Here is a 22,162-nt window from a genome sequence, read left to right on the forward strand (position 1 = left end):
TCCCTTGATCTTCGGAGCGTAGCAATGCCCCGTGACGGTGGCGAGGGTTTTCAGATGGCGATGGCCGGCGGCAGTTCGCGCCAGCCCGGTTCGTCTCCGACGCCGAGCAGTTTGAAAACGGTATTGACGGTTGTTCGGAGGGATTCAAGCTGCCGCATGGACGCCCGGTAGGCCAGGGTCGCCTCGGCGACGGTGGTCTTCCGGAAACGGACAACATCCCCGGGCCGGGCCTGGGCCAGGACGTCGAGTCCGAGGCTGGTGGCGACGGCCAGGACGGGGTACCCGGCTGTGACGCCGCGACCCCGGTGCAGGACCAGGAGTTCCTCCCTGTTGGGGACTTCCACGGCGCCCACCGGGACACCGCGGGAGAGGACTTCCGCACTGGACATCCGTTCCGGCAGCTGGCCGCCGAGCCGGAGTCCGATGTGGTTACTGCGCCCGCTCACCGTGTAACCGGAGGCGAACAGCAGGCTTGCCGAGTCACCGAATTCGGCCACGTCCGGGCCGTCGGTGACATCCACCACGAGTTCCGAGCCCATGGCGGGCCGCTCAAGGCCCAGGCGGAACAACGGGATGTCGAAATAGGGCTGCCGGAGCGGTGCAACGCTGCGGCGGATGCCCAAAACCGTTCCTTCGGCCAGCTTCAGGCCGAAACCCACTACGGTGTCCGGCGCACAGCTGCCCATCAGCAGTGGCGCGTCCACGGAGCCGTGGATGGCAAGGTAGGCCCGGAGCCCGGTGTGGATGCCGCGGATGGCCACGGCTTCCCCGGCACGGACCGAAACAGGTTCCCACTGGGGCTGTTCCCGGCCGCCCACCGTCAGGGTCAAAGGTGCACCGGTCACGGAAATCAGGAGGTCCTGGTCGGCGCGCATCCGGAAGTCCAGCGCCGTCACTTCCAGCACCGGGGCGTTGTCCGGATTGCCGGTGAGGATGTTCGCGGCGCGGGCCGAGAACTGGTCCAGGGCGCCGTTGACCGGCAGGCCGAAGCGCGGTCCGCGGAAGCGGCCGAGGTCCGTGACCACGGAGTTGCCGGGCTGCTCGACGACGATGCGGCCCTTCACAGCGCCACCTCCGGTAGGAGGGTGGCCGGGTTGAGGGCCTCCAGGTGGCTGCCGACGTAGCCATCGAATTCCCCGTGGCTGATCGGACGGAAGCGGAGGGTGTCCCCGGGACGGTACGGGACCAGCGGGTCCCGGCCGAGGTCAAGGACGGTGAGCGGGGTCTGGCCGATCACGCACCAGCCGCCGGGCGCCGTCGCCGGGGCGATGACGGCCTGCCGGCCGGCCACGGCGATCGCACCGGCGGGGACGCTCAGCCGCGGGTCCTCCAGGCGCGGCACGGGAAGCGGGAAGTCGGGGCCGTCCATCATGGGCGAGCCCGCGGGCGCACCCATGCAGCGGATGGTGTAGCTCTTGGCCGAGTGCAGGGCGATGACCTCGGCCACCGTGATGCCCTGCTGTTCGGCCACCTTTTCCAGGTCCGGGCCGAAGTCGCCGCCGTAGGCGACGGGCACCTCGAACTCGAGCGAACCGCGGGCGGAGCTGCCGGCAAGGTCAAGCTGGCGCAGGCCGAGCTGGCGCAGTCCGAGCACAACGAAGGCGCGCAGCTGCTTGGCGGACACCACGGCGGGGTCGAACTCCACCAGCACGGAATCGTAGGTGGGGACGGCGCCGTGAAGGCCTTCGGCGTCGCAGGTGTCCAGCCAGCCGGCCAGGCGGTGGACTGTTTCCCAGTTGCGTTCGGGGTCCGCGGAGACCGCCACGACGCGGACGGCGGAATCGCCGGACTCGTGGATCTCGACGGCGGGGGCGGTGTTGGTGCTCATGTCAGGCTGCGTTCTGCCTTGCGTCCGTCCTGCCGGGCGGCGAGGACTTCGGCGAGGGGGGCAATACGGACGCCGGCGGTGGTGAGTTCCTTGCGGATCAGCCGGGCCAGGGCGACGGCGCCCGGGTTGTCGCCGTGCAGCAGTACGGTGTCTGCCTGGATGGCGACGTCGGTGCCGGCCACGGTTTCGATGACGCCTTCGCAGACCATGCGGACGGTCCGTTCGACGATGACGGCGGGAGCGTGCAGCACCGCCCCGGGCTGGCTGCGCGGAACGAGGGTGCCGTCCGGCTGGTAGGCGCGGTCGGCGATGCCGACAATCGCGACGCCGAGGCCGCGCTCTGCGGCGGCACGGGCCAGTTCGCCGTCCTGCGCGAGGACGATCAGGGAGGGGTCGGCGCGGAAAGCGGCGTCAGCAACGGCGTCGGCGTAGTCCGCGCGGGTGGCGACGAGGTTGCCGAGGCGGCCGTGCGGGGCGATGTGGGAGACGCGGGTGCCGTGGTAGGCGGCGAAGGCGGAGAGTGCGCCGAGCTGGTAGAGGGTGTCGGTGCGGACTTCCTCCGCGGTGAGGTCCATGGCGCGCCGGCCGAAGCCGCGCAGGTCCGGGAAGCTGGGGTGGGCGCCGATGCCGACGCCGCGGCGGACGCATTCGGCCACGGTGCGGTCCATGATGTCCGGGTCCCCGGCATGGAAGCCGCAGGCGATGTTGGCGCTGGAGACAATGTCCAGGAGCTCCCGGTCCTCGCCCAGGGTGTAGGTGCCGAATCCTTCTCCCAGATCCGCCACGAGGTCAACTGTCTGGCTCATTGTCACGCCTCTTTCGTGTTGGCAGCTTGGCAGGCGGAAATTTCCGGAAAGAATTCGAGAAAGACAAATCCGCGTTGATTGGAATTAGCCGGGCAATCGGGGTTTTCTGGTATTCCTCGACCCCGTGTTCACCTTGGCTCTTTCAAATCTTTGCATTTGAGAGCTGGGGCACACAAAGACGTAATCACTATCACTCCATAGGGTCCTGCTATGACGCATGGGCTTGTACGCTTGAATCCCCTGGAAGCGTCAGGGCTCCCACAGCTGTAGAGGACCAGAGAGGCGGGCCCCGTGGATACGCGCAAGCTTGAGTACTTCGTGAAGATCGTGGACTCGGGAAGCATCACCCGGGCGGCCGCGGCCCTGCACGTGGCGCAGCCGGCGCTGAGCCAGCAGGTCTCGGGGCTCGAAAACGAGCTGAAGCAGCGGCTGCTGATCCGCAGCAAGCAGGGCGTGGAGCCCACCGCGGCCGGGCACGCCCTCTACCGGCACGCCCAGATGATCCTGCGCATGGTGGAGCAGGCCCGGCAGGATGTGGCCAGCTCCGGCGCGGCCCCCAGCGGACGGGTCTCCATCGCGATCGCCCCCTACAGCATGGCCTCCAGCCTGGCGCCGCAGATCATGAGCGAGGTACAGCGGCGGTACCCCGACATCGTGGTCCACCTGACCGAGATCTTCGGCGGCGTCCTCAGCGAGGCCATCAAGAACGGCCGGCTGGACATGGCGCTGATCTACGAGCCGGGCGCCATCAAGGGGGTGCAGTTCACCACGATGATCGTGGAGGACCTGTACCTGGTGGTGAACCCGGACACGAAGGTAAAGCACGACGGCGGCACCGTCCGCCTTGAGGACGTCGCGCGCCTGGGGCTGTTCCTGCCTGAGCGGATCCACACCCTCCGCCAGCTCGTTGAGGCCGGGTTCAAGGATCAGGGACTGCAGCTGCGGCTCATGGGCGAGGTGGAATCCGTGCCCTCGCTGAGCCGCTTGCTCGACGCCGGAATTGGCGCCGCTGTATTGCCCAAGTCCGCCGCTGACGCCCTCTTCCCGGACAAGGATTTCCGGGTGCTGAAGATCGTGGAGCCCACCCTGCAGTCCAAGATCGCCCTCTGCACGGCGGACCACGAGCCGATGTCCGAAGCGGCTTCGGCGGTGCTCCTGGTGGTCAAGGAACTCCTCCACGGAATGCTCGACACGAAATACGGAACCGCCCCGAAATCGCCTTCCGAATGACCCCGCCGGGCACCATAGGGCGGACTTATCACCACACATAAGTCAGGTCTTATCCAAACGAATTCCCGCTTTCTAGAATTAATGGAAAGACCGCAATTAAAGGCGCAAGGGGAATTCCGATGAAGAAGCTCAGCACCACCTCCTGGAAAATACAGGCGGCGTCTCCGTCCACCACCGCCAGGACCGGCTTCCATTGCCCGGGCAACGGGCTCTGGCGCCCGGAGGACGGTGCGGCGGACCCGGTGTTCATCTTCGAGGGAAGCCTCATGCCGGCGTCGGGCGGTGTCAGCACGGTCTGGCACCTGGTCCGGGAGCCGCAGAGGTAGACTCCACACCTCGGCTGCAACGCATCCGCCCCCTCAAACGTTGGGAGCCCCCTGAAATTTCAGGGGGCTCCCAACGTTTCCCGGGGTCAGACCGGGAGGGCCCGACCCGACAGGCCCTATTCCTCGACCAGCAGGCCCTTGGCCTTCAACTTGTCGGTGAGTTCGCACAGCTCGATGGTGGTGCCGCCGTCGTGGTAGAGCTTGATCAGCTCGCGCTCGTGGTCGTCGCGCGCCTGCGAGAGGGCGATGACTTCCTCGGCTTCTTCACGACGGACCACCACTACGCCGTCGGCGTCACCGACCAGGATGTCGCCGGGGTAGATGATCTCGTCGCCGATCACCAGCGGGTGGTTGATCGGGCCCAGGGTTTCCTTGACGGTGCCCTTGATGCAGACGTTGCCTGAGAACACGGGCAGGCCGAGTTCGATCAGGTCAGCGGTGTCGCGCACGCCGGATTCGGTGACCATCGCGGCGATGCCCTTGGCCTTCATGGCGTTGCCCAGCACGTCGCCGAAGATGCCGGCTTCCTCGTATTCCCCGGTGCCCACCAACACCACGTCGCCGCTCTGGGCGTAGTGGATGGCCACCTGGAGCATGAGGTTGTCCTGCGGGGCGCAGCGCACGGTGACGGCGGGGCCGCAGAAGGACATGTCGCGGTCGATCGGCTTGATCTTCGAGTTCAGCGCGCCCTTGCGGCCCTGGGCCTCGTGGATGGTGGCGGAGGAGAACTTCGAGAGCCGCTCGACGACGTCTGCTGCCGGGCGTTCGAACTTGGTCTTGACGTGGATCATGGCTGTGTCTTTCTGCTGGGTATTCGGGGCGGTTTCAGCGGGCGGGTTCAGCTGAGCGCGCGGACGGCTTTGTCGATGGCGACGACGGCGGACTGGATGGTGTCCAGGTCCGTGGCGAAGGAGATGCGGAAGTACGGTTCCAGGCCGTAGGCGGATCCCTGGATCACGGCCACCGACGCGGCGTCGAGGAGGTACAACGTGAAGTCCTCGTCGTTGCGGATGGTGGTGCCGGCCGGCGTCGTCTTCCCGATCACGCCGGAGCAGTTCACCCAGGTGTAGAACGCGCCGTCGGCCGCGCTGCAGGACAGCCCGTCCACGGCGTTCAGGCCGGCGACGGCGGTATCGCGGCGGCCGCGGTAGACCTCAACGCTTTCGCTCACGAATGACTGGTCGCCGGAGAGCGCTGCGGCCGCCGCGGCCTGGCTCACCGAGGACGGGCAGGAGGACATCTGGGACTGCAGCTTGTTGATGGCGGCCACCACCGGTGCGGGGCCGGCCGCGTAGCCGATGCGCCAACCGGTCATCGCGTAAGCCTTGGAGACGCCGTTGACCAGGAGGATGCGGTCCTTCAGCGCGGGGGCCACCTCCACCAGGCTGGCGATGCGTTCGCGGCAGAAGTTAATCTCGTCGTAGATCTCGTCCGTGAGGACCAGCAGCTGCGGGAATTCTTCGAGCACCCCGGCGAGGGCGGCGAGCTCGTCCCGGCTGTAGACGGCGCCGGTGGGGTTGGACGGGGTGTTGAGGATGAGCCATTTGCTCTGCGGGGTGATGGCGCCGCGCAGGGCCTCCGGGGTGAGTTTGAAGCCGGTGTCCCCACCGCAGGGGACGATCAAGGGGGTGCCTTCGTTGGCGAGCACCATGTCCGGGTAGGACACCCAGTACGGGGCCGGGATGATGACTTCGTCGCCGGCGTCGAGGGTGGCCATGAGGGCCAGGAAGATGACCTGCTTGGCACCGCCGCCCAGGGTGATTTCGTTCTTGCCGTAGCTGATGCCGGTGTGGCGTTCCAGGCGGCCGAGGATGGCGGACTGGAGGGCGGGGGTTCCGGTGACGGAGGTGTACTTGGTTTCGCCGGCCTCGATCGCGGCGACGGCGGCGGCCTTGATGTGCTCCGGGGTATCGAAATCCGGTTCGCCGACGGTGAGGTCGATGATCGTGCGACCCTCGGCCTTCAGTTCGCGGACCCTGGCCGCGGCCGCGACGCTGGGGGACGACTTGATGCGGCTGACGCGTGAAGCCGGTTCGTACGACGCCGATGAATAGTCGGGCATGATCTCCTCCGAAGGATGGGTGTAGGGCTTCCTTCGAGCCTAGGTATGCAAAAGCCGCATGGATAAGACCAAATGTGAGTGGTCTGATAAGGCTTCCTTATGGCATCCGGCCGGTCCGCGGGGTGCCGCCGCTGGCGTGCCGGGTATCGGCTTTGCTTATGGATTCACGCGGTTTTGGTATTTCCCGGGCCCGATGGGCCGGGGCTACTTTTCTTGCATGGACGTACAGCTGAAGCGCGGCACGGGCCTGCCCGGGGGCGGGTACCGCTACGGTGCCTCGCAGCGTGCCGCGACTCCCCCTCGGGCGGTTTCCCGCTTGAGGAACGCCGCTGACGCCAAAGGAACAACGCACGACGGCGGCCGCTTCCGTTCGTTGCTGTCCCGACAGCGGCCGCGCCTCGCCCGCGCGGACAGCAGCTTCCGTGCGCTGATCGCCCGCCGCAACGAGCTCATCGCCCAATGCGTACAGGACCGCCTGCCTGTGACCAGGATCGCCGCCGCACTGGGCGTCTCCGCCTGGGTGGTGCGGACCGCCGCCGGGGACGCCGCCGGACTGCCGCCGTCGGGCATCAGCCGGCAGAGCCGCCTGGGGCAGCTGGAGGGGATCGCTGGTGAACTGGCGGAGGCGGATGCCGAGCGGCTGGGCTACGAGGCGGAACGGCAGGCCCTGGTGGCCGACGCACACCGCGATGGCGTGCTGGACGTTTTCGAACTGGCTTCACTCACCGGGCTGACGCCGGAGCACATCCGCAAGATGACCCGGGGGACCAGGAAGGCCTCCTAGGATGGGTTGATGGGGATCCTTCAGCCACGCAGACTCAGCCCGGGGTGGACCATTACCGCGGCCATTGCGCTGCTGGCTGTTGCCGCTGTCTTCGCGGGCATGCTCCTGCCGGACCCGCGCCACCCTCCGTTCCAAGGCGCCGACACCGGCTGGCATGACACCATCCTGGGCGCGCGCAACGCCTTCTGGGACGGTGTGAACCTGGTGCTGAACTGGGCCGGCTACACGGGGATGTTCGTGTTCCACGCATTGCTGGGCGCCGCGCTGCTCGTACGGCGCCGGCCGAAGATGGCCCTCTTCAGCGTGGTGGCCGGCGTGGCAGTGACGCTCGTGGTCCAGCTCCTCAAGTTGCTCATCCAGCGCCCGCGCCCTGGCGATGCAGGGGTGTTCACTGAAACCTATTCATACCCGTCGGGGCATGCTTCCAGCACGGCGGCGTTTGTCCTGGCCGCCGCCCTGCTCATAGGCCGGGCGTGGGCGTGGGTGCTGGCGGCCGTGGGCGCCGTGTCCATGATGCTCAGCCGCACCTACCTGGCGGCCCACTGGTTCAGTGACGTGGTGGGCGGCGCCTGCCTCGCGGCCGCGGTGGTCCTCCTGCTCTGGCTACCCGTCCAGGAAGCATGCCGTTCGGAGAATACAGAGGCGCGCAGGATCCTTACTTGGAAGGCAAGGGTTTCGCGGCGCCGGCGAGCAACAGGGCAAGCAGGATCGGCGCCCCAATAGCGAGCAGCGCCAAACGGATGCCGGTGTGGTCGCCCAGGTAGCCCAGCAGCGGCGGGCCGGCGAGGAACGCGACGTAGCCGATCGTGGACACCACGGAGACGCGCGCGGCGGCGTGCTTGGGATCGTCGGCGGCGGCGGACATGCCCATCGGGAACGCGAGGGCGGCGCCGATGCCCCACAGGCCCGCGCCGATCGCCGCCAGGACGATGTTCCCGGAGAACACGAACAATGCCAGGCCCGCGGCGGCGGCGGCCATGCTGGCTCGCAGCACGGGCACCCTGCCGAAGCGGTCGATGGCACGGCCGCCGACGAACCGCATCAGGGTCATCGCCGCCACGAACAGGGCGAACAGCAACGCGCCGGTGGATTCGCTGGCGTGCAGGCCGTCCACGGCAGCCTTCGCGATCCAATCGTTGCCCGCGCCTTCGGTCAGGGTGGCGCCGAGGACGACGACGCCGATCAGCAGGGTGCGGCCGTCCCGCCAGGCGGAGGTGCCCTTGGGGGCGGCAGCACCGCCGTCGGGCCCGGTGTGGGCGGCGACGTGCGGGATGAAGTAGCGCGGCGCGGTCAGGGCCAGCGCAACGGCGACGGCGGCGATGACCAGCAGGTGCTCGGGCAGGCCGACGCCAAGCTGCGAGAGCCCGGCACCGATGAGCGCACCGACGAAAGCGCCGCCGCTGAAAGCCGCGTGGAACTGCGGCATGATGGTCCGGCCGAGGCGGTGTTCGACGTCGGCCCCTTCGAGGTTCTGGGCCACGTCCCAGACGCCGATGCCAATGCCGAGGAAGAACAGGCAGCCTGCGGTGGGCGCCACGGCGGCGGCCATCAGGGAGAGGGCCACGCCGACCCCGGCAGCGCCGAGGAGCAAGCCGGCGAAGCGGACGGCGTTCGCCGTGCCGATCCTGCCGATCAGCCAGCCGCTGGACGGCAGCGCCACGAGGGAGCCGACGGCGATGCAGAGCAGCAGCGTGCCGATCTGGCCCGAGCCGAGGTTCAGGAGCTCCGCCACCGCGGGAATGCGCGCGGCCCAGCTGGCGAAGACCAGGCCGTTCATGGCGAAGACCAGGAAGGTGGCCGTGGCGGCGGCGCGGACGTTGGTGCTTGTGGTGAGGGTCATTCGTGCGTGGCTTCCCGGGTGTGGTCGGATGCGGCGGGGTCGTCGGGTGCTATGTGGTCGGGTGCGGTGTGGTCCAGTGCCGCGGTGCCGGGTGTGGTGATGCGGGCGACCGCCGCGGCGGTGCGGGCCCGGCTGTGCGGTTCGGAGCCGCTGCTGGGTTCGGTATTGCTCGGTTCCGCATCCAGGGCGGCGTGGATGGAAAGGCCTTCGATCAGGGCGTCCAGCATCCTGCAGGTGTCGGGGTCGAAATGCAGGCCCAGGGCCCGGCGGCTGCGTGCCATCCAGTCGTGGGTGATGGCGCGGAATGCCGGTTTACGTGCCGCCAGCGTATAGAGCTCGTGGGTTAGGACCAGGTCCCGTTGCGAGTCCAGGAGGTCCTCGTGGATCAAGTCCACCACGGCCTGCCGGGCGGCGTCGATCCCTTCGGCCCGGCCGAGACGCTCGTCGAAGCGGTCCGATACGGAGGTGCTGAAGCGGGTGAAGGCCTCGGCGAGCAGTTCGTCCATGCCGATGAAGTGGTAGCTCATGGACCCGAGCGGCACCCCGGCGTGCGAGGCGATCTTCCGGTGCGAGGCCCCGGCGACACCTTCGGCGGCAATCACGTCCAGGGCGGCACCGATGATCCGGTCCCGGCGCTCGGGGTCGAAACGGCGGGTGGCCACGCCTAGATCTCGCGGATGACGCGTGCGGGGTTGCCCACGGCGACGCAGTTGGCCGGCACATCCCTGGTGACCACGGCACCGGCGCCGATGACCGAGTTTTCCCCGATGGTGACGCCGGCCAGCACGATGGCGCCGCCGCCCAGCCAGACGTTGTCCCCGATGGTGATCGGCTTGGCCGCCTCCAGGCGGTCGCGGCGCGGCTGCGGTTCCACAGGGTGGGTGGGGGTGAGCAGCTGGACATTTGGGCCGATCTGGCAGTCCTCGCCGATGGTGATCGGGGCGACATCCAGTGCCGTGAGGTTGTAGTTGACGAACGTCCGGGCACCCACCGAGATGTATGTGCCGTAATCGACATATATGGGCGCCTTGATGTGCACCTCGTCGCCCACGCTGCCCAGGAACTCCGCCAGGATGGACTGCGAACCCAGTGGATCGTCCGGGTACGCGGCCGCGAACTTCGCCTGCATCGCCATGGCCCGCTGGGCTTCCTTCTCGCTTTCGGGGTCGTCCGCAATGTAGAGGTCACCGGCGAGCATCCGTTCGCGGTTGCTGCGCGGATCTCCGGCGAAGTAATCAGTCATGTGTACGATCGTACACAACGGGCGTGGTGCAGCGGTAGCCACCCCGTGGCGTCATCCTCCCCACAACACCCACGAGCCGTGGGGGAGCACCTGCCACAAGCACAACATTGTCGAATCCAGGGGCGGGCCGACCGTAGCGCACCAGTCCCGGCCAGGTTCAATCCCGTCAAAACCCGGAAGCGTGCCACCCACGATGGCGCTGCCCACGTAGTTCGCTTCGGCAGGACTCAGCTCCGCGCAGTCCAGGTATGGCCGGGGGCGGTCGAAGGACCGGGTAAAGAGGTCGGTCTCTTTGTAGGTGTGAGGGCTTCTGCGCAGGACGCCTTGGACGGTGACCGGCAGGTAACCCATCCTTGCTTCCATATTGCTCGGCGGTTCGTAGCAGGCAGCATAGCGGGCAGCCACATACGGCACGGCCGCGGAATCCGCCCACGTGTCGGCGGGCAAAGCGGACTCCGGCTGCGAGATGAGTGCGCCGGGATGTACAGCCCCGGACCGCACCCGTTCAATTCCTGCGGGCGTCAGCCGCCGCTCCATCACCTGACCGGTTCCCCGCTCCACCATCTGGATCACCCGCCCGTCCTCATAGACGAGCACCCAACCGAAATGGTAGATGCCGTGCATGGCCAGAATGCCTGCCGGCTTCCCGATGTCAGGAGCGGAGAAGACCGGAGGCTCGTCGGAGGCCGCCGGAAGTTGTTGCCCGGGCTGCGCCAGAAACATGCTGGTTGCGACGCCGACAACTGCCAGCAGGAGAACGGCAGTATAGCGGCGACGCCTGCGTTTCGCACGCCGCTTGGCCTCGGGAATTAGCACTTCGGGCGTTGTCGCCCGCCCGCTTGGCTCCTCAGGCCGGAGGGTCCGGGAGTCTCCGGTGACAGTCATGGCTGCCTCCTTGGTCCCAATATGGTGCTAATCTTACTATCACCATGTTGACAGTCAAGGTGCGCAAGGAAGACCCCACCGACCTTTTCGAGCAGGTCGCAACGGAGATCCGCCGTGCCATCGGGGCGGGTGAAGCGCGCCCCGGAGAACGCTTGCCGCCGGCAAAGGACCTGGCCGCCATCCTGGGCGTGAACACCAACACGGTGCTGCGCGCCCTCCGGCTTCTGCGCGACGAAGGACTCCTTGAGTTCAGGCGCGGCAGGGGTGTCTCAGTGGTCGGCGTCCCAGAGCGCAGCCAAGTCATCAGCCAGGCCCGCGACCTCGTCCATTACGCACGCAAACAGGGCTTCGCCATCGAGGAACTCATCGAAATCATCAAGAACGTCGACTAACGCGCCCGCTCCACCCGGCTCTCGTCCCACACGGGCTCGGCCGATTCGTAGACCTTGCCGTCCGAGCCGAACACCAGGAAGCGGTCGAAGGACTTGGCGAACCAGCGGTCGTGGGTCACAGCCAGCACGGTGCCCTCGAAGGCGTCGATCGCCCGCTCAAGGGCCTCGCCCGAGTGCAGGTCCAGGTTGTCCGTGGGCTCGTCCAGAAGCAGCAAGGTGGCGCCGGACAGCTGCAGCAGCAGGATCTGGAAACGCGCCTGCTGGCCGCCGGACAGGGAGTCGTATTTCTGTTCCGCGGAACCCACCAGCCCGTAGGAGTCCAGGGCGCCGGATGCTGCTTCGCGGCCCAGTCCGGAGCGGTGTTCGTCGCCGCGGTGCAGGATGTCCAGCAGGGTGCGGCCCAGCAGGTCCGGGCGGGAGTGTGTCTGGGCGAAGAATCCGGGCCGGATCCGGGCGCCGAGCTTCACGGTGCCTTCGTGCGGCACTTCGGCGATTTCGACGTCCGAAACCGGCAGGTGCTCGCGCTCCGGATCGGTGCCGCCAGCGGCGAGCAGCCGCAGGAAATGGCTCTTGCCTGAACCGTTGGAGCCCAGCACGCCCACGCGGTCGCCGAACCAGATTTCGGTGGAGAAGGGCTTCATCAGGCCGGTGAGCTCGAGCTTCTCCGCCACCACGGCACGCTTGCCGGTGCGGCCGCCGCGCAGGCGCATCTGCACGTTCTGCTCCAGCGGCAGCGCCTCGGGCGGGCCGGCCTCCAGGAACTTGGCCAGGCGGGTCTGGGCGGCCTGGTACTTGTTGGCCATGTCGGAGCGGAACGCGGCCTTGGTCTTGTACATGTTGACCAATTCCTTGAGCTTCACGTGCTCTTCGTCCCAGCGCTTGCGCAGTTCCTCGAAGCGGGCGTTGCGGTCCGCCCGGGCTTCCACGTAGCTGCCGAAACCACCGCCGTGGATCCAGGCACCGGCACCGTTGATGCCCGGCTCCAGGGTGACGATCCGGCCGGCGGCGTTGTTAAGGAGTTCACGGTCGTGGCTGATGAAGAACACGGTCTTCTTCGACTCGTTGAGCTTGCCCTCCAGCCAGCGCTTGCCGGGGACGTCCAGGTAGTTGTCCGGCTCGTCGAGGAGGAGCAGATCGTCGGGGCCGGCGAAGAGCGCCTCAAGGACCAACCGCTTCTGCTCGCCGCCGGACAGGCTCGACGCGCGGCGGTGCTGGGCCTTGTCGAAGGACACGCCCAGGGCGGCCATGCAGACCTCGTCCCACACGGTCTCCACGTCGTAGCCTCCTGCGTCTCCCCAGTCCACGATCGCCTGGGCGTACCGCATCTGGGTGGGCTCGTCGTCGTGCTTCATCATGGCCAGCTCGGCGTCCTCCACGGCCTTGGCGGCTGCGGCGAGGGCGGGCGGCGCGGCGGAGACCAGCAGGTCCCGCACGCTGGATTCGTCGCGCACCTGGCCCACGAACTGGCGCATGATGCCCATGCTGCCGGAGCGGCCCACGGTGCCCTCGTCCGGGGTGATGTCCCCGGCGATGATCTTGAACAAGGTGGTCTTGCCGGTTCCGTTCGGCCCGATCAGCGCCGTCTTGCTGCCGTCCGGAACCTTGAAGGTTACGCCGTTGAGCAACTGGGTGCCGTCGGAGAGGAAGTAGTCGATGCCGGAAACGTCAATATGGGCCACTGCCCAATCTTCCCATGGGTCGATGTCAGTGCCGCACCGGTCCCCATGGCTTGTAGACGGCAAGCACCAGCGCGAAAGCCAGGGACAGGAAGGACACGATCGGCGGAAACAGGAGCTGGACCGGCGCGGCACCCAGGGCGCGGCGCACGGCTGCTCCGCTGGCCCCGTCCGTGCCGATCAGCTCGGCTGACAGCGAGCCCACTGCCGGAAGCAACGCAATGAACACCAGGGCGGTCAGCACGATTCCGAGCACCAGCTTCACCACCACCCACCAGTACTGCAACAATCCCCACTTGGTCCAAAGGCCCTGGACCAGGCCCGTGACCAGCATCAACAGGCTGAGGGAAACGACGGCGGGCGGAACAAGTATTCCGATCGCGGTATAGACGGCGACGGCAGTCCGGCCGCTGTCCGTCAGGAGGCCCGTAAACACGAGGAACAGCAGCCCGACGTCCAGGCCCATCCAGCCGACGCCGCCGGTGACGTGCAGGACCAGCACCAGCTTCCGCCAGCCCTGCGGCAACAGCCGCCGTTCAGCCGCCATGGTGCGGCTCCGGCGCAGGGTCCGGCTTGCGCCGGGCGAAGCCGGGTGCGTGTTCCGGACGGGGACCGAAGGCGATCATCCGGGCGGGCAGTTTGCGGAATGCCGGGAAGTTCCGGGCCACGAAGAGCAACGGCTTCGGCGGATTTGGCTGTTTTCCGGCCATGACCTGGGCGAAAACCACCCGGTGCAGCAGCCTCTGGAACGTCTGGACAATGACCGTAGGCAGCCGGCGGCTCTTCTGCACGGCGGCGAGGTGGCCGCCGTCGAGCGTTCTGCTGAGCAGCGGCGAGGCGATCACCCGGGCCGCGGCCACGGCGTCCTGGATGGCGAGGTTGATGCCGACGCCGCCGGCCGGGGACATGGCGTGCGCGGCGTCGCCGAGCAGCAGCAGGCCCGGCCGGTGCCAGGTGGGCAGGCGGTTGAGCTTCACGTCCAGCAGGTGGAGGTCGTCCATGGAACGGATGTGGTCCACGCGGTCGGCGAGGTCCGGGCGGAGCCGCGCCACCCGGGCACGGAAGGCTTCCACCCCTTCGGCGCGCAGCGTCGGGTCCAGTCCTTTCGCCGCGAGGTAGGCGATCTGGTGGTAGTCCCTGCGCGTCAGGCTCAGAAGGACCTCGGACCCGGCGAAGCGCGGCGCGATCGAAGCGACGGGTTCCGTCTCGTCCGCGTTGCGGGGCAGCCGGAACCACCAGGTGTCGAATGGCACGGGAAACTCGCGCGGCACCAGGCCGGCCCGGGCACGCAGCACCGAGCCGCGGCCGTCGCAGGCCACGGTGAGGTCCGCCCGGATCTCGCCGGTTTCCTCGCCGTTGCCTTCCCGGCTCCGGTACGCGACCCCGATCACCTTGCCGGTTCCGTCCCGCAGCAAATCAGTGGCCTCGGTGCTCATGCGCAGCGTGAAGGCCTGTTCGTGCCCGGCGGCTTCCACAAGGAAACTCAGCAGGTCCCACTGCGGCACCATGGCCACGTAGTTGTAGGGGGCCTTGAGGAGCCCGAAGTCGGCGAGCATCACCGAATCCCCGGACGGGGTGGGCAGGCGGAAATTGCCGAGCCTGCTCTGCGGAAGCCTCCGGAAACCTTCGCCGAGCCCCAGCTCGTCCAGGAGGCGGATGGTTGAGGCGTGCACCGTGTCACCCCGGAAATCGCGGAGGAAGTCGGCGTGCTTCTCCAGCACCGTGACTTCGACGCCGGCGCGCGCCAGCAGGAGTCCGAGCATCACCCCGGCGGGACCGCCGCCTGCGATAAGGCACGTGGTGTATTCAGCCTTGTGCACGGGGCCTCCCGGGTAGCCGCAAATTCAGCAAGCGATGAATTCAAGTGTGCACGGCGGTGAGCGCTTGTCCAGAGTTGCCGGTGCTGCGCTTGGAGCCTCAGTCCTCGTGCCTGCCGATGACCGCCTGGTCGCGGCCGCGGCTTTTCGCCGTGTACAAAGCTGCGTCCGCAGCGGCGATGAGCTCATCCAGGTCCGCCGTTCCCTTGCCGACCGGGACGATTCCGTAGCTTGCCGTGGGCATCGGGAAGCGGGCGGCCGCGCTGGCCGTTTCAAAACGGTTACTGATCTCCGTGGCGATCAGCCGCGCCCGCTCCGCACTGATACCCGGCACGAGCAGGATGAATTCCTCTCCCCCTATCCGGCCCACGAGGTCACCGGAACGGACAGCTGCCCGGCACGCCCCGGCGAAGGCCTTCAGGGCAACGTCCCCCGCTGCGTGTCCGTAGCTGTCATTAACCTCCTTGAAATGGTCGAGGTCGGCCAAGACGAGGGAACCGTGCGTGCCCTCCAGGCGGATCCTGCGCAGCTCATCGCCGGCGTCCTGGAGGAATGCCGAACGGTTCAAGAGGCCCGTGAGTCCGTCCTGGGCGGCGGCAGACTTGAGCAAACGGGCACGGTTTTCGCTGCTGAGGGCAAACATGCTGAATGAAGCGACGGCCAGGAACGCCATGCCAACCAGGGTGGTGACGGCGGAGCCGAAGAACGTGTTGTACCGGGTACTGCCTGGACCATCGAGGATGAACGACATGAGACGGCAGAAGTAGAAGGTGGCGACCGCGGCGGCGGCAACGCACATAGCCATCCGGATCCTGGAGGCTTCCGGGCCGCCGAGCCACAACTCCCGTGCAGCCAGTCCGATCATGAGGCACATGAAGGCCAGGAACACGGCGTCCCCGGCCCATTGGTTGGTGTCCGGATGGTCCACCGCGGCCGCGACGGCCGAACAGGCAGGCACGGCGATAAGTATCCAAACAGGCGGATGAAGAGCCCGCACGGACCGGGCGCTGGCCCAGACGGCACACGCACCGCTTACCAGCAATGAATTACCTATCGGGTTGGCCAGCCAGCGGAATGGCGTTTCCTGGAGCAGGAGTGCGGCCGAACCCAGCAGGAACAGGGCGAGGGATACGGACCACCAGCCGCTGTAGGGGGACCGGGTGCTTAGATAATCCGCGAAGTAGAACAGGATGCCCACGGTGAATGCCACCACGGCAAAAGCCACCCTCAGGCTGTTCGTATCAAGCGCCATCGGTGCCTGCCCGGGCTCGGAAATCCAGCCGGATCCCGGGCCGCTCGCGCCCCGCCCGGCCTGCTCTGGCGGGTTCGCGAAACGGGCCAACGGGCATGTGATCCCCTCAGCTAGATCTGATGCTCGACTGGATGCGAGCTTACCAAGCGGCCAGTCGCGTGAGTAGGTCCATCCCAGGCCATGGCGCGCAGCCGCGGTGAAGGGCTTGGCCATCAGTCCATGATGGCATCCGGTGCGATCCAGCGCTCACCGAGTTCCTGACTGCTGGGAGGGGGCGCCGAGAGGGCTTCGGCACCCTGGCTGGAGCGGAGGCCGTCCATCAGGACATCCAGGTAACGGTGGCGGAGGGCTGCAGTGCGCGCCTCGTCACGCAGGCGGATGGCGGTGAGTTGTTCAAAGACCATGGGTATGTCGTTGGCGTCGGCATCTGCGCGCAACGCTCCGGCCTCGAATGCCCGGTTGAATATTTCCTGGGCGAGCGTGCCGGCCCGGGCCGATAGTTCGCCAAGTTCCGGGGTGGGCGTGAAGGTTCCCGCGAGCTTGACGGTCAGGGCGTGCACATCTGCGTCGACAATGCCCCGGACGAATTCCTTGAGCGCCGTGAAGGGGTCCGGCTGGGCATCCGAATGCCGCTCCGCCACTGCTATGAACGTCCTGAGTCCATCGGCGCAGAGTTTTTGCAGCAGCTGCTCCTTCCCCGGATAGCGCCTGTACAAGGCTGAAATGCCCACGCCCGCCGCCGTGGCCACGGCGGCAACGGGTGCGTGCGGGTTCTGCAGGAAGACGGTCCGCGCCGCAGAGAGGATCGCGTGGTCGTTACGCGCAGCTTGGGCCCGCCGCCCGCTGAGAGGGCCGGCGTAGGCGGCTGGATCCTTGGGCTGCCCGGGAGTGCTCATTCTTCAAGAATAGCATTGAACGGAATGCTTCGTTCCGCTACCTTTGAAGCAGAACGGAATAAACCGTTCCGTTTGGCGGAATCATCGGGAGATCAAGATCATGGAAACGAAAGCAGCGGAAGTCAGCAGCATCCAGCCGTTTCGGGTAAGCGTTCCCCAAGCAGAGCTCGATGACCTTCATGAAAGGCTGGACCGAACCCTATGGGCGGACCAGCTTCCGGATTCAGGCTCGGACTACGGCGTCCCCGTGGACAGGGTCCAGCGGCTCCTGGCCCACTGGCGCCATGGCTTTGACTGGCGCGCCTTCGAGGCCAGGATCAACAGTTACCCGCAGTTCACTACCGAGATCGATGGGCAGAAGATCCACTTCCTGCACGTCCGCAGCGGCAAGGCGGACGCAACAGGGCTCATTCTCACCCACGGCTGGCCGGGTTCCATTGTGGAATACCTCGACGTCATCGACCCCCTGGTGGCCGCCGGTTACGACGTGGTGGTTCCTTCAACCCCCGGCTTTGGTTTTTCGGGCCCCACCACCGAGCGGGGCTGGGACCAGTACCGGGTGGCCAGGGCCTGGGTGGAACTGATGTCGCGGCTTGGGTACGAACGCTACGGGGCCGTCGGGAATGACGGCGGCTCCATCATTTCCCCGGAGGTCGGGCGCCTGGACCCCACCCACGTCATTGGTGTCCACGTCACCCAGTTGTTTTCCTTCCCCACCGGGGATCCAACGGAATTGGCAGGGCTGACATCAGAGGAAGAAGCCGCGATTGAGCACTTGAACTGGTTCTGGCAAAACATGGGAGCTTTCAACCAGCTGCAGTCGCAGTCTCCCCAGACTTTGGCCCATGCCCTGGCCGATTCACCCGCAGGCCTGCTTGGCTGGAACAGCCAGCTCTTCGGGGACGATCTTGACGACGATTTCATCGTAGCCAACGTCGCCGTCTACTGGTTCACCCGGACCATGGCCTCGTCCGTACGGTTCTACTACGAGATGGCCAAGTCCCAGGAACGCCCGGCAGGACCAACCGTGGTGCCCGTTGCCCTCGCGGCGGGAGGCCGGGATTTCCAGTCCATCCGGCGCTTCGCCCAGCGCGACCACAGCAACATCGCGGCTTGGACGGTTTATCCGGAGCACGGCCACTACGCGGCCCACGAATCGCCGGAGGCCATCGCCGCCGACATCGCCCGCTTCTATGGCCGGCTCACTGCGCCCGCGCAGCACGCGGAGCTCGCTCCCGAAGCTCCGGTCGGCAGCTGACCAAACCACTTCTGGCAGGTCCCCGGACAGGCCGCTGTCCGGGGACCTGCCGCCCCTGCGCCAGTACCCGCCAGTGCATATGTGCACTATCATGCACATATGCACTTAATGCGGAAGGGGAAGTGATGCTGGCCGTGCTGCGGAACACGACATTCCGGCGGCTGTTCGCCGCCCAGATCGTGGCTCTCCTGGGCACCGGGCTGCTCACCGTGGCACTGGGCCTGCTCGCGTTTGACCTGGCGGGCAAGGACGCGGGCGCCGTCCTCGGCACGGCCCTCACCATCAAAATGGCCGCCTACGTGGGCTTCGCCCCGGTCATCAATGCCGTCGCGGCGAAGCTGTCGAAGAAGCCGGTCCTGGTCGGTGCCGATCTGGTGCGGTCCGCGATGGCCCTGTGCCTGCCGTTCATCACCGAGGCCTGGCAGATCTACGTGGTGATCTTCCTGCTGCAATCCGCCTCGGCAACCTTCACCCCGGCCTTCCAGTCCCTGGTCCCTGTGGTCCTTGCCGCAGAACGGGACTACACGCGCGCACTGTCGCTGTCCAGGCTGGCTTACGACCTGGAAGCCCTGGCCAGCCCGGCGATCGCGGCCCTGCTGCTGACGGTTCTCAGCTATAACAAGCTGTTCCTTGGAACGGTCGCGGGGTTCCTGCTCTCGGCGTTCCTGGTGCTCCGCACGGCACTGCCCGCAACGGCGGGCCACGCGGCACAGGAGGCTCCGGCGTCGTTGTGGCACCGCACCACTCTCGGCACGCGGATCTTTCTCCGGACCCCCAAACTGCGGTCGCTGCTGGCGCTGAACCTGGTGGTTGCCGCCCCCACGGCCATGGTCCTGGTGAACACCGTCGTCTACGTCCGGGAGGTGCTGCACCGGCCGGAGACAGACCTTGCCCTGGCGCTGGCAAGTTTCGGAGTCGGCTCCATGTCCATTGCCCTCGGAGCGCCCCGGCTGCTGGAGCGCTTCGGCGACCGCGCGGTCATGCTCGCCGGAGCGGCGGTCATCCCGGCGGCCCTGGCCGCAGCCACAGCGGCCACGTTCGTGGCGGAACCGGCCAGCGAACCTCGCGGCGATTCAAACAGCGCGTGGCCGCTCCTCCTGGGGCTGTGGTTCCTGCTGGGCGCCGGCAACTCAACGGTCCTGACGCCGTCGGCCCGGCTGCTGCGCGAGGCCTCGGACGAAGCGACCCGGCCCTACGTCTTCACCGCCCAGTTTTCGCTCTCGCACGCCTGCTACATCCTCACCTATCCGCTGGCGGGTTGGCTCGGCGCCGCGGCGGGGCTTGGCCCGGCTGCCTTGGCTCTGACATTTGTTGCGATGATAGGCGGTACAGGTGCATTCCTCTCGTGGCCGCGCAGGCCGGCGGGGGCGCACCCGGACACCCGCCCGGACAGCCGGGACGCCACGGAACTCAAGCAATAGGAGCAGGCCCTTGAGCATCGCGAACAGCGCCGGCATCACCAAGCAACAGGCCGTGCCCTCGCTCGTCCACGAAGTCACCCCGGACGCTGAACTCCTCGACACCGCGGCCGGAACCTTGCGGATGCTCGCCGAACCCACCCGGCTGCACCTGCTCTGGCAGCTGACCTCGGGGCCAAAGTCGGTCACGGAGCTCACCGAACAGGCTGAGGTTCCGCGCACTGTGGTCAGCCAGCACCTGGCGAAGCTGCGGCTCAGCGGACTGGTGGACACCCGCAAGGACGGCCGCCACGTCATCTACTCCCTGCATGACGGCCACCTCGTCCGGCTCATCCGCGAAACCCTGAACCACGCCGACCACCAGCTCACCGGCGAACCGTTCCACGAGTAGTCAAAGGTCCAAGGAGGGTCTGCGACGACCAGCCTCAACCCGCCGCGGTCAGGAACTCCTTGAGCAGCGGGCCGCTGGTGGTGGCGCCCAGGCCGCCGTCCTCCACGAACACTGCCACGGCGAGGTCCCCGTGCACTGCGACGATCCAGGCGTGGGTCTTGGGCGGGCTGTCGTTGCCGAACTCGGCGGTGCCGGTCTTGGCGCCCACCGGCGCCCCCGGGACCTGTGCCAGGAAGCCGGCGTGACCGGAGGTCACCACGGCGCGCATCATGTCGCTGAGGGCGGCCGCTTCGGCCTTGGTCAGCGGTTTCGAGATCGCCGCGGTTGACGGTGCGGCAGGGGAAGCAGCCGACGACGGCGAGGCGCCGTCCGCGGGTGCGTCACCGCCGTCGGGGTTAAGTACGAGCTGCGGCGAGACGGGGGCGCCGTGACCGACGGACGCGGCCATCACCGCGGCGGCAAGCGGCGAGAGCAGCACCTTGCCTTGGCCGATCATGGAGGCGGCGTGCTCGGTGCCTTCAGCCGTCCCGGGGACGGAACCGAGGAAAGCGTCGGCGCCCAGCCTGGGCGCTTCCACGGCCACGCCCAGGGAGGTGGCGGCGGATTCGAGTTGTTCCTGGCTGACCTTGTCCCGGGCGCCGATGAAGGCCGTGTTGCAGGAGTGCGCGAAGGCGTCCCGCAGGGTCACCGACCCCAGGGAGGACGCGGGGTAGCCTTCGGCGTTCTTGAAGGTGCGGCCATCCACCGTGATGGTGGGGGTGCACTCGACCTTGGAATCGGGGGTCATGCCGTTGCGGAACATCGCCAGGGAATCGACCATCTTGAAGGTAGAGCCGGGCGCGTACTGGCCAAGCATGGCGGTGTTGTAGCCGTTGCTGCCGGGGCCCGATGCCGCCGCGAGGACCGCCCCGGTGGAGGGCCGGATCGCCACAATGGCCGAAGCCGGTCCGGTGTCCTCCAGGGTGGCCTCGGCGAGCTGCTGCAGTTTCACGTCCAGCGTGGTCTTCAGAGAAGTTCCGTCCGTGGCCGGGATTTCGAACAGCGTGCGCGGCTCCCCGGTGGTGCCTTCCGCGGGAGCATCCTGTCCACCTTCTTTCGATGCCGGGACCGCCGCGACCACCAGGCCGTCCTTGCCGCGGAGCAGGGAGTCGTATTTCTCCTGCAGGCCGCCCGTACCCACCACGTCGCCAGCCTTAAGGGAGCCCTTGGACTTTTCGATCTGTTCGGCGCTGGCCGAGCCCACGGCACCAAGGACGGGTCGGGCGAAGCCGCGGGTGGGCGCCAGCGGCATGGTGTCCGCCAGGGTGGCCGCTCCCGGGATGGCCTTGAGCTTGGCCTCGGTGATTTCCGCTGTGAAGCCGCGCAGCACAATCGCCTCCACGAAGGCCTGCGGGCCTGAAGCCGCTACCTGCTTGGCGTACTCCGCCACATCCAGGCCGACCAGCCCGGCGAGTGCCCGGGCGGAGGAATCCACCCTGGCGGCGTCCACCTTGGTCTTGTCCAGGCCCACGCGGATCACCTTGCGGTCCTGGACAATCGGGGTGTCTCCGGCACCAAGGATGCCGCCCCGCTTGGCGCTGAGGGTGGCCACATCCAGGACTTCGCCGTCGTTCAGCTCCGGGGCAAGCAACGCAGGGTTCCACTGCACGGACCACTTGTCCCCGGACTTCTTCAGCTCGGCCTGGGAGCTGTACTTCCATTCGGCGGAGCCCAGCTTCCAGCTGTAGTTCAGCGGCACGGTGGCGTTGTCGCCGTCGAGCTTCAACTCACCGGCCGCCACGGCCGGCTTGGTCTCGCCGAAGTCCGCAAACACGGCCCTGAGCTGCTCGTTGGCAGCGGCGGTGTCCGTCCCTTCCAGGGCCAGCGGGCCGACGTCGAGCGCGGCCAACGAGGCCGCGAGCTGCTTCGCGGCGCCCTCCGCCCCGGCCCGGCCGTCGTCGCACGCAGCCAGTGATCCGGCCAGCATCAGGGCGGTCAATCCAGTTACCAGAATCTTTGTTTTCCCCACCCGCGCCATTATGCCGTGTCCCTGCGACGGGAAGGGAAGGGCCGGCGGTG

23 protein-coding genes are annotated in these 22,162 nt (G+C 67.5%); 8 read left to right on the forward strand and 15 right to left on the reverse strand.

Features of this window, described 5'->3' with window-relative positions; genetic code table 11:
- Nucleotides 1-50: 50 nt before the first annotated feature.
- Genes BLP88_RS08575 through BLP88_RS08585 form a run of 3 tightly spaced genes read right to left on the reverse strand, consistent with a single transcriptional unit; the run spans nt 51 to nt 2,634 of the window.
- A complete protein-coding gene (locus BLP88_RS08575) occupies nt 51-1,064 on the reverse strand; it encodes a 5-oxoprolinase subunit C family protein (RefSeq protein ID WP_074588465.1) in 1,014 nt (337 codons plus the stop codon).
- Nucleotides 1,061-1,828 (reverse strand): 5-oxoprolinase subunit B family protein, encoded by a 768-nt coding sequence (locus tag BLP88_RS08580; RefSeq protein ID WP_074588466.1) that lies wholly within the window; start codon nt 1,826-1,828, stop codon nt 1,061-1,063. Before BLP88_RS08580 ends, BLP88_RS08575 begins: the two co-directional genes overlap by 4 nt.
- Nucleotides 1,825-2,634 (reverse strand): LamB/YcsF family protein, encoded by an 810-nt coding sequence (locus BLP88_RS08585; RefSeq protein WP_074588468.1) that lies wholly within the window; start codon nt 2,632-2,634, stop codon nt 1,825-1,827. The genes BLP88_RS08580 and BLP88_RS08585 overlap by 4 nt, the downstream gene beginning before the upstream one ends.
- Nucleotides 2,635-2,925: 291 nt before the next feature.
- Between BLP88_RS08585 and nac the strand changes: the two genes are divergently transcribed.
- On the forward strand, nt 2,926-3,864 hold the full coding sequence (nac, locus tag BLP88_RS08590) for a nitrogen assimilation transcriptional regulator NAC (RefSeq protein WP_074588469.1): 939 nt from the start codon (nt 2,926-2,928) through the stop codon (nt 3,862-3,864).
- 119 nt (nt 3,865-3,983) lie between these two features.
- A complete protein-coding gene (locus BLP88_RS08595; protein ID WP_074588471.1) occupies nt 3,984-4,190 on the forward strand; it encodes a hypothetical protein in 207 nt (68 codons plus the stop codon).
- A 116-nt stretch (nt 4,191-4,306) separates the two neighbouring features.
- Here the strand turns inward: BLP88_RS08595 and BLP88_RS08600 are convergent, their stop codons facing one another.
- Together BLP88_RS08600 and BLP88_RS08605 are read right to left on the reverse strand one after the other, a co-directional pair.
- Nucleotides 4,307-4,981, reverse strand: coding sequence for a 4-carboxy-4-hydroxy-2-oxoadipate aldolase/oxaloacetate decarboxylase (locus BLP88_RS08600; protein ID WP_074588473.1), 675 nt, complete (start codon nt 4,979-4,981; stop codon nt 4,307-4,309).
- A 47-nt stretch (nt 4,982-5,028) separates the two neighbouring features.
- Entirely contained in the window at nt 5,029-6,252 is a 1,224-nt protein-coding gene (locus BLP88_RS08605) for an aspartate transaminase (RefSeq protein WP_074588474.1), read from the reverse strand.
- A gap of 217 nt (nt 6,253-6,469) precedes the next feature.
- On the opposite strand from BLP88_RS08605, the gene BLP88_RS08610 reads away from it, so the two are divergent.
- Nucleotides 6,470-7,036, forward strand: coding sequence for a hypothetical protein (locus BLP88_RS08610; RefSeq protein ID WP_139163342.1), 567 nt, complete (start codon nt 6,470-6,472; stop codon nt 7,034-7,036).
- 9 nt (nt 7,037-7,045) lie between these two features.
- Complete coding sequence (locus tag BLP88_RS08615; RefSeq protein ID WP_084110994.1) at nt 7,046-7,759, forward strand: phosphatase PAP2 family protein; 714 nt, start codon at nt 7,046-7,048, stop codon at nt 7,757-7,759.
- On the opposite strand, the gene BLP88_RS08620 is transcribed toward BLP88_RS08615, so the two are convergent.
- From BLP88_RS08620 to BLP88_RS08635, 4 genes are read right to left on the reverse strand one after another with little or no spacing between them, the layout of a single operon-like run.
- Nucleotides 7,692-8,876 (reverse strand): MFS transporter, encoded by a 1,185-nt coding sequence (locus BLP88_RS08620; protein ID WP_074588480.1) that lies wholly within the window; start codon nt 8,874-8,876, stop codon nt 7,692-7,694. The genes BLP88_RS08615 and BLP88_RS08620 overlap by 68 nt on opposite strands.
- A complete protein-coding gene (locus BLP88_RS08625; RefSeq protein ID WP_074588482.1) occupies nt 8,873-9,538 on the reverse strand; it encodes a TetR/AcrR family transcriptional regulator in 666 nt (221 codons plus the stop codon). Before BLP88_RS08625 ends, BLP88_RS08620 begins: the two co-directional genes overlap by 4 nt.
- Before the next feature lie 2 nt (nt 9,539-9,540).
- Nucleotides 9,541-10,119, reverse strand: a complete 579-nt coding sequence (locus BLP88_RS08630) for a sugar O-acetyltransferase (RefSeq protein ID WP_074588484.1) — start codon at nt 10,117-10,119, stop codon at nt 9,541-9,543.
- Between the two features lie 51 nt (nt 10,120-10,170).
- On the reverse strand, nt 10,171-11,004 hold the full coding sequence (locus BLP88_RS08635; RefSeq protein ID WP_074588485.1) for a hypothetical protein: 834 nt from the start codon (nt 11,002-11,004) through the stop codon (nt 10,171-10,173).
- A 44-nt stretch (nt 11,005-11,048) separates the two neighbouring features.
- Here BLP88_RS08635 and BLP88_RS08640 point away from each other — a divergent pair, with 44 nt between their 5' ends.
- Nucleotides 11,049-11,396, forward strand: coding sequence for a GntR family transcriptional regulator (locus tag BLP88_RS08640; RefSeq protein WP_074588487.1), 348 nt, complete (start codon nt 11,049-11,051; stop codon nt 11,394-11,396).
- Here BLP88_RS08640 and BLP88_RS08645 read toward each other — a convergent pair.
- From BLP88_RS08645 to BLP88_RS08665, 5 genes are all read right to left on the reverse strand, one after another.
- The gene (locus BLP88_RS08645; RefSeq protein ID WP_074588489.1) at nt 11,393-13,075 is read right to left on the reverse strand and encodes an ATP-binding cassette domain-containing protein; all 1,683 of its coding nucleotides are present in this window, start codon (nt 13,073-13,075) and stop codon (nt 11,393-11,395) included. The two genes, BLP88_RS08640 and BLP88_RS08645, sit on opposite strands and share 4 nt — an antisense overlap.
- 25 nt (nt 13,076-13,100) lie before the next feature.
- Nucleotides 13,101-13,619, reverse strand: coding sequence for a hypothetical protein (locus BLP88_RS08650; RefSeq protein ID WP_074588491.1), 519 nt, complete (start codon nt 13,617-13,619; stop codon nt 13,101-13,103).
- On the reverse strand, nt 13,609-14,892 hold the full coding sequence (locus BLP88_RS08655; protein ID WP_245679817.1) for an FAD-dependent oxidoreductase: 1,284 nt from the start codon (nt 14,890-14,892) through the stop codon (nt 13,609-13,611). The genes BLP88_RS08650 and BLP88_RS08655 overlap by 11 nt, the downstream gene beginning before the upstream one ends.
- Nucleotides 14,893-14,989: 97 nt before the next feature.
- Nucleotides 14,990-16,141, reverse strand: coding sequence for a GGDEF domain-containing protein (locus tag BLP88_RS08660; protein WP_074588492.1), 1,152 nt, complete (start codon nt 16,139-16,141; stop codon nt 14,990-14,992).
- 212 nt (nt 16,142-16,353) lie between these two features.
- The gene (locus tag BLP88_RS08665; protein ID WP_074588494.1) at nt 16,354-17,037 is read right to left on the reverse strand and encodes a TetR/AcrR family transcriptional regulator; all 684 of its coding nucleotides are present in this window, start codon (nt 17,035-17,037) and stop codon (nt 16,354-16,356) included.
- A 100-nt stretch (nt 17,038-17,137) separates the two neighbouring features.
- Here BLP88_RS08665 and BLP88_RS08670 point away from each other — a divergent pair, with 100 nt between their 5' ends.
- The 3 genes from BLP88_RS08670 (at nt 17,138) to BLP88_RS08680 (ending at nt 20,104) form a co-directional block, all read left to right on the forward strand.
- Nucleotides 17,138-18,295 (forward strand): epoxide hydrolase family protein, encoded by a 1,158-nt coding sequence (locus BLP88_RS08670; protein ID WP_074588741.1) that lies wholly within the window; start codon nt 17,138-17,140, stop codon nt 18,293-18,295.
- 125 nt (nt 18,296-18,420) lie between these two features.
- Nucleotides 18,421-19,716 carry an MFS transporter gene (locus tag BLP88_RS08675; protein ID WP_074588495.1) on the forward strand — a complete coding sequence of 432 codons (1,296 nt, stop codon included), beginning with the start codon at nt 18,421-18,423 and terminating at the stop codon, nt 19,714-19,716.
- Between the two features lie 10 nt (nt 19,717-19,726).
- A complete protein-coding gene (locus tag BLP88_RS08680; protein ID WP_139163343.1) occupies nt 19,727-20,104 on the forward strand; it encodes an ArsR/SmtB family transcription factor in 378 nt (125 codons plus the stop codon).
- Nucleotides 20,105-20,138: 34 nt separating this feature from the next.
- Here BLP88_RS08680 and BLP88_RS08685 read toward each other — a convergent pair whose 3' ends face one another.
- Nucleotides 20,139-22,121, reverse strand: coding sequence for a penicillin-binding transpeptidase domain-containing protein (locus BLP88_RS08685; RefSeq protein ID WP_175453525.1), 1,983 nt, complete (start codon nt 22,119-22,121; stop codon nt 20,139-20,141).
- Between the last annotated feature and the right edge of the window lie 41 nt (nt 22,122-22,162).

Origin of the sequence: Arthrobacter cupressi (assembly GCF_900099975.1) — a bacterium.
Taxonomy (GTDB): Bacteria; Actinomycetota; Actinomycetes; order Actinomycetales; family Micrococcaceae; genus Arthrobacter; species Arthrobacter cupressi.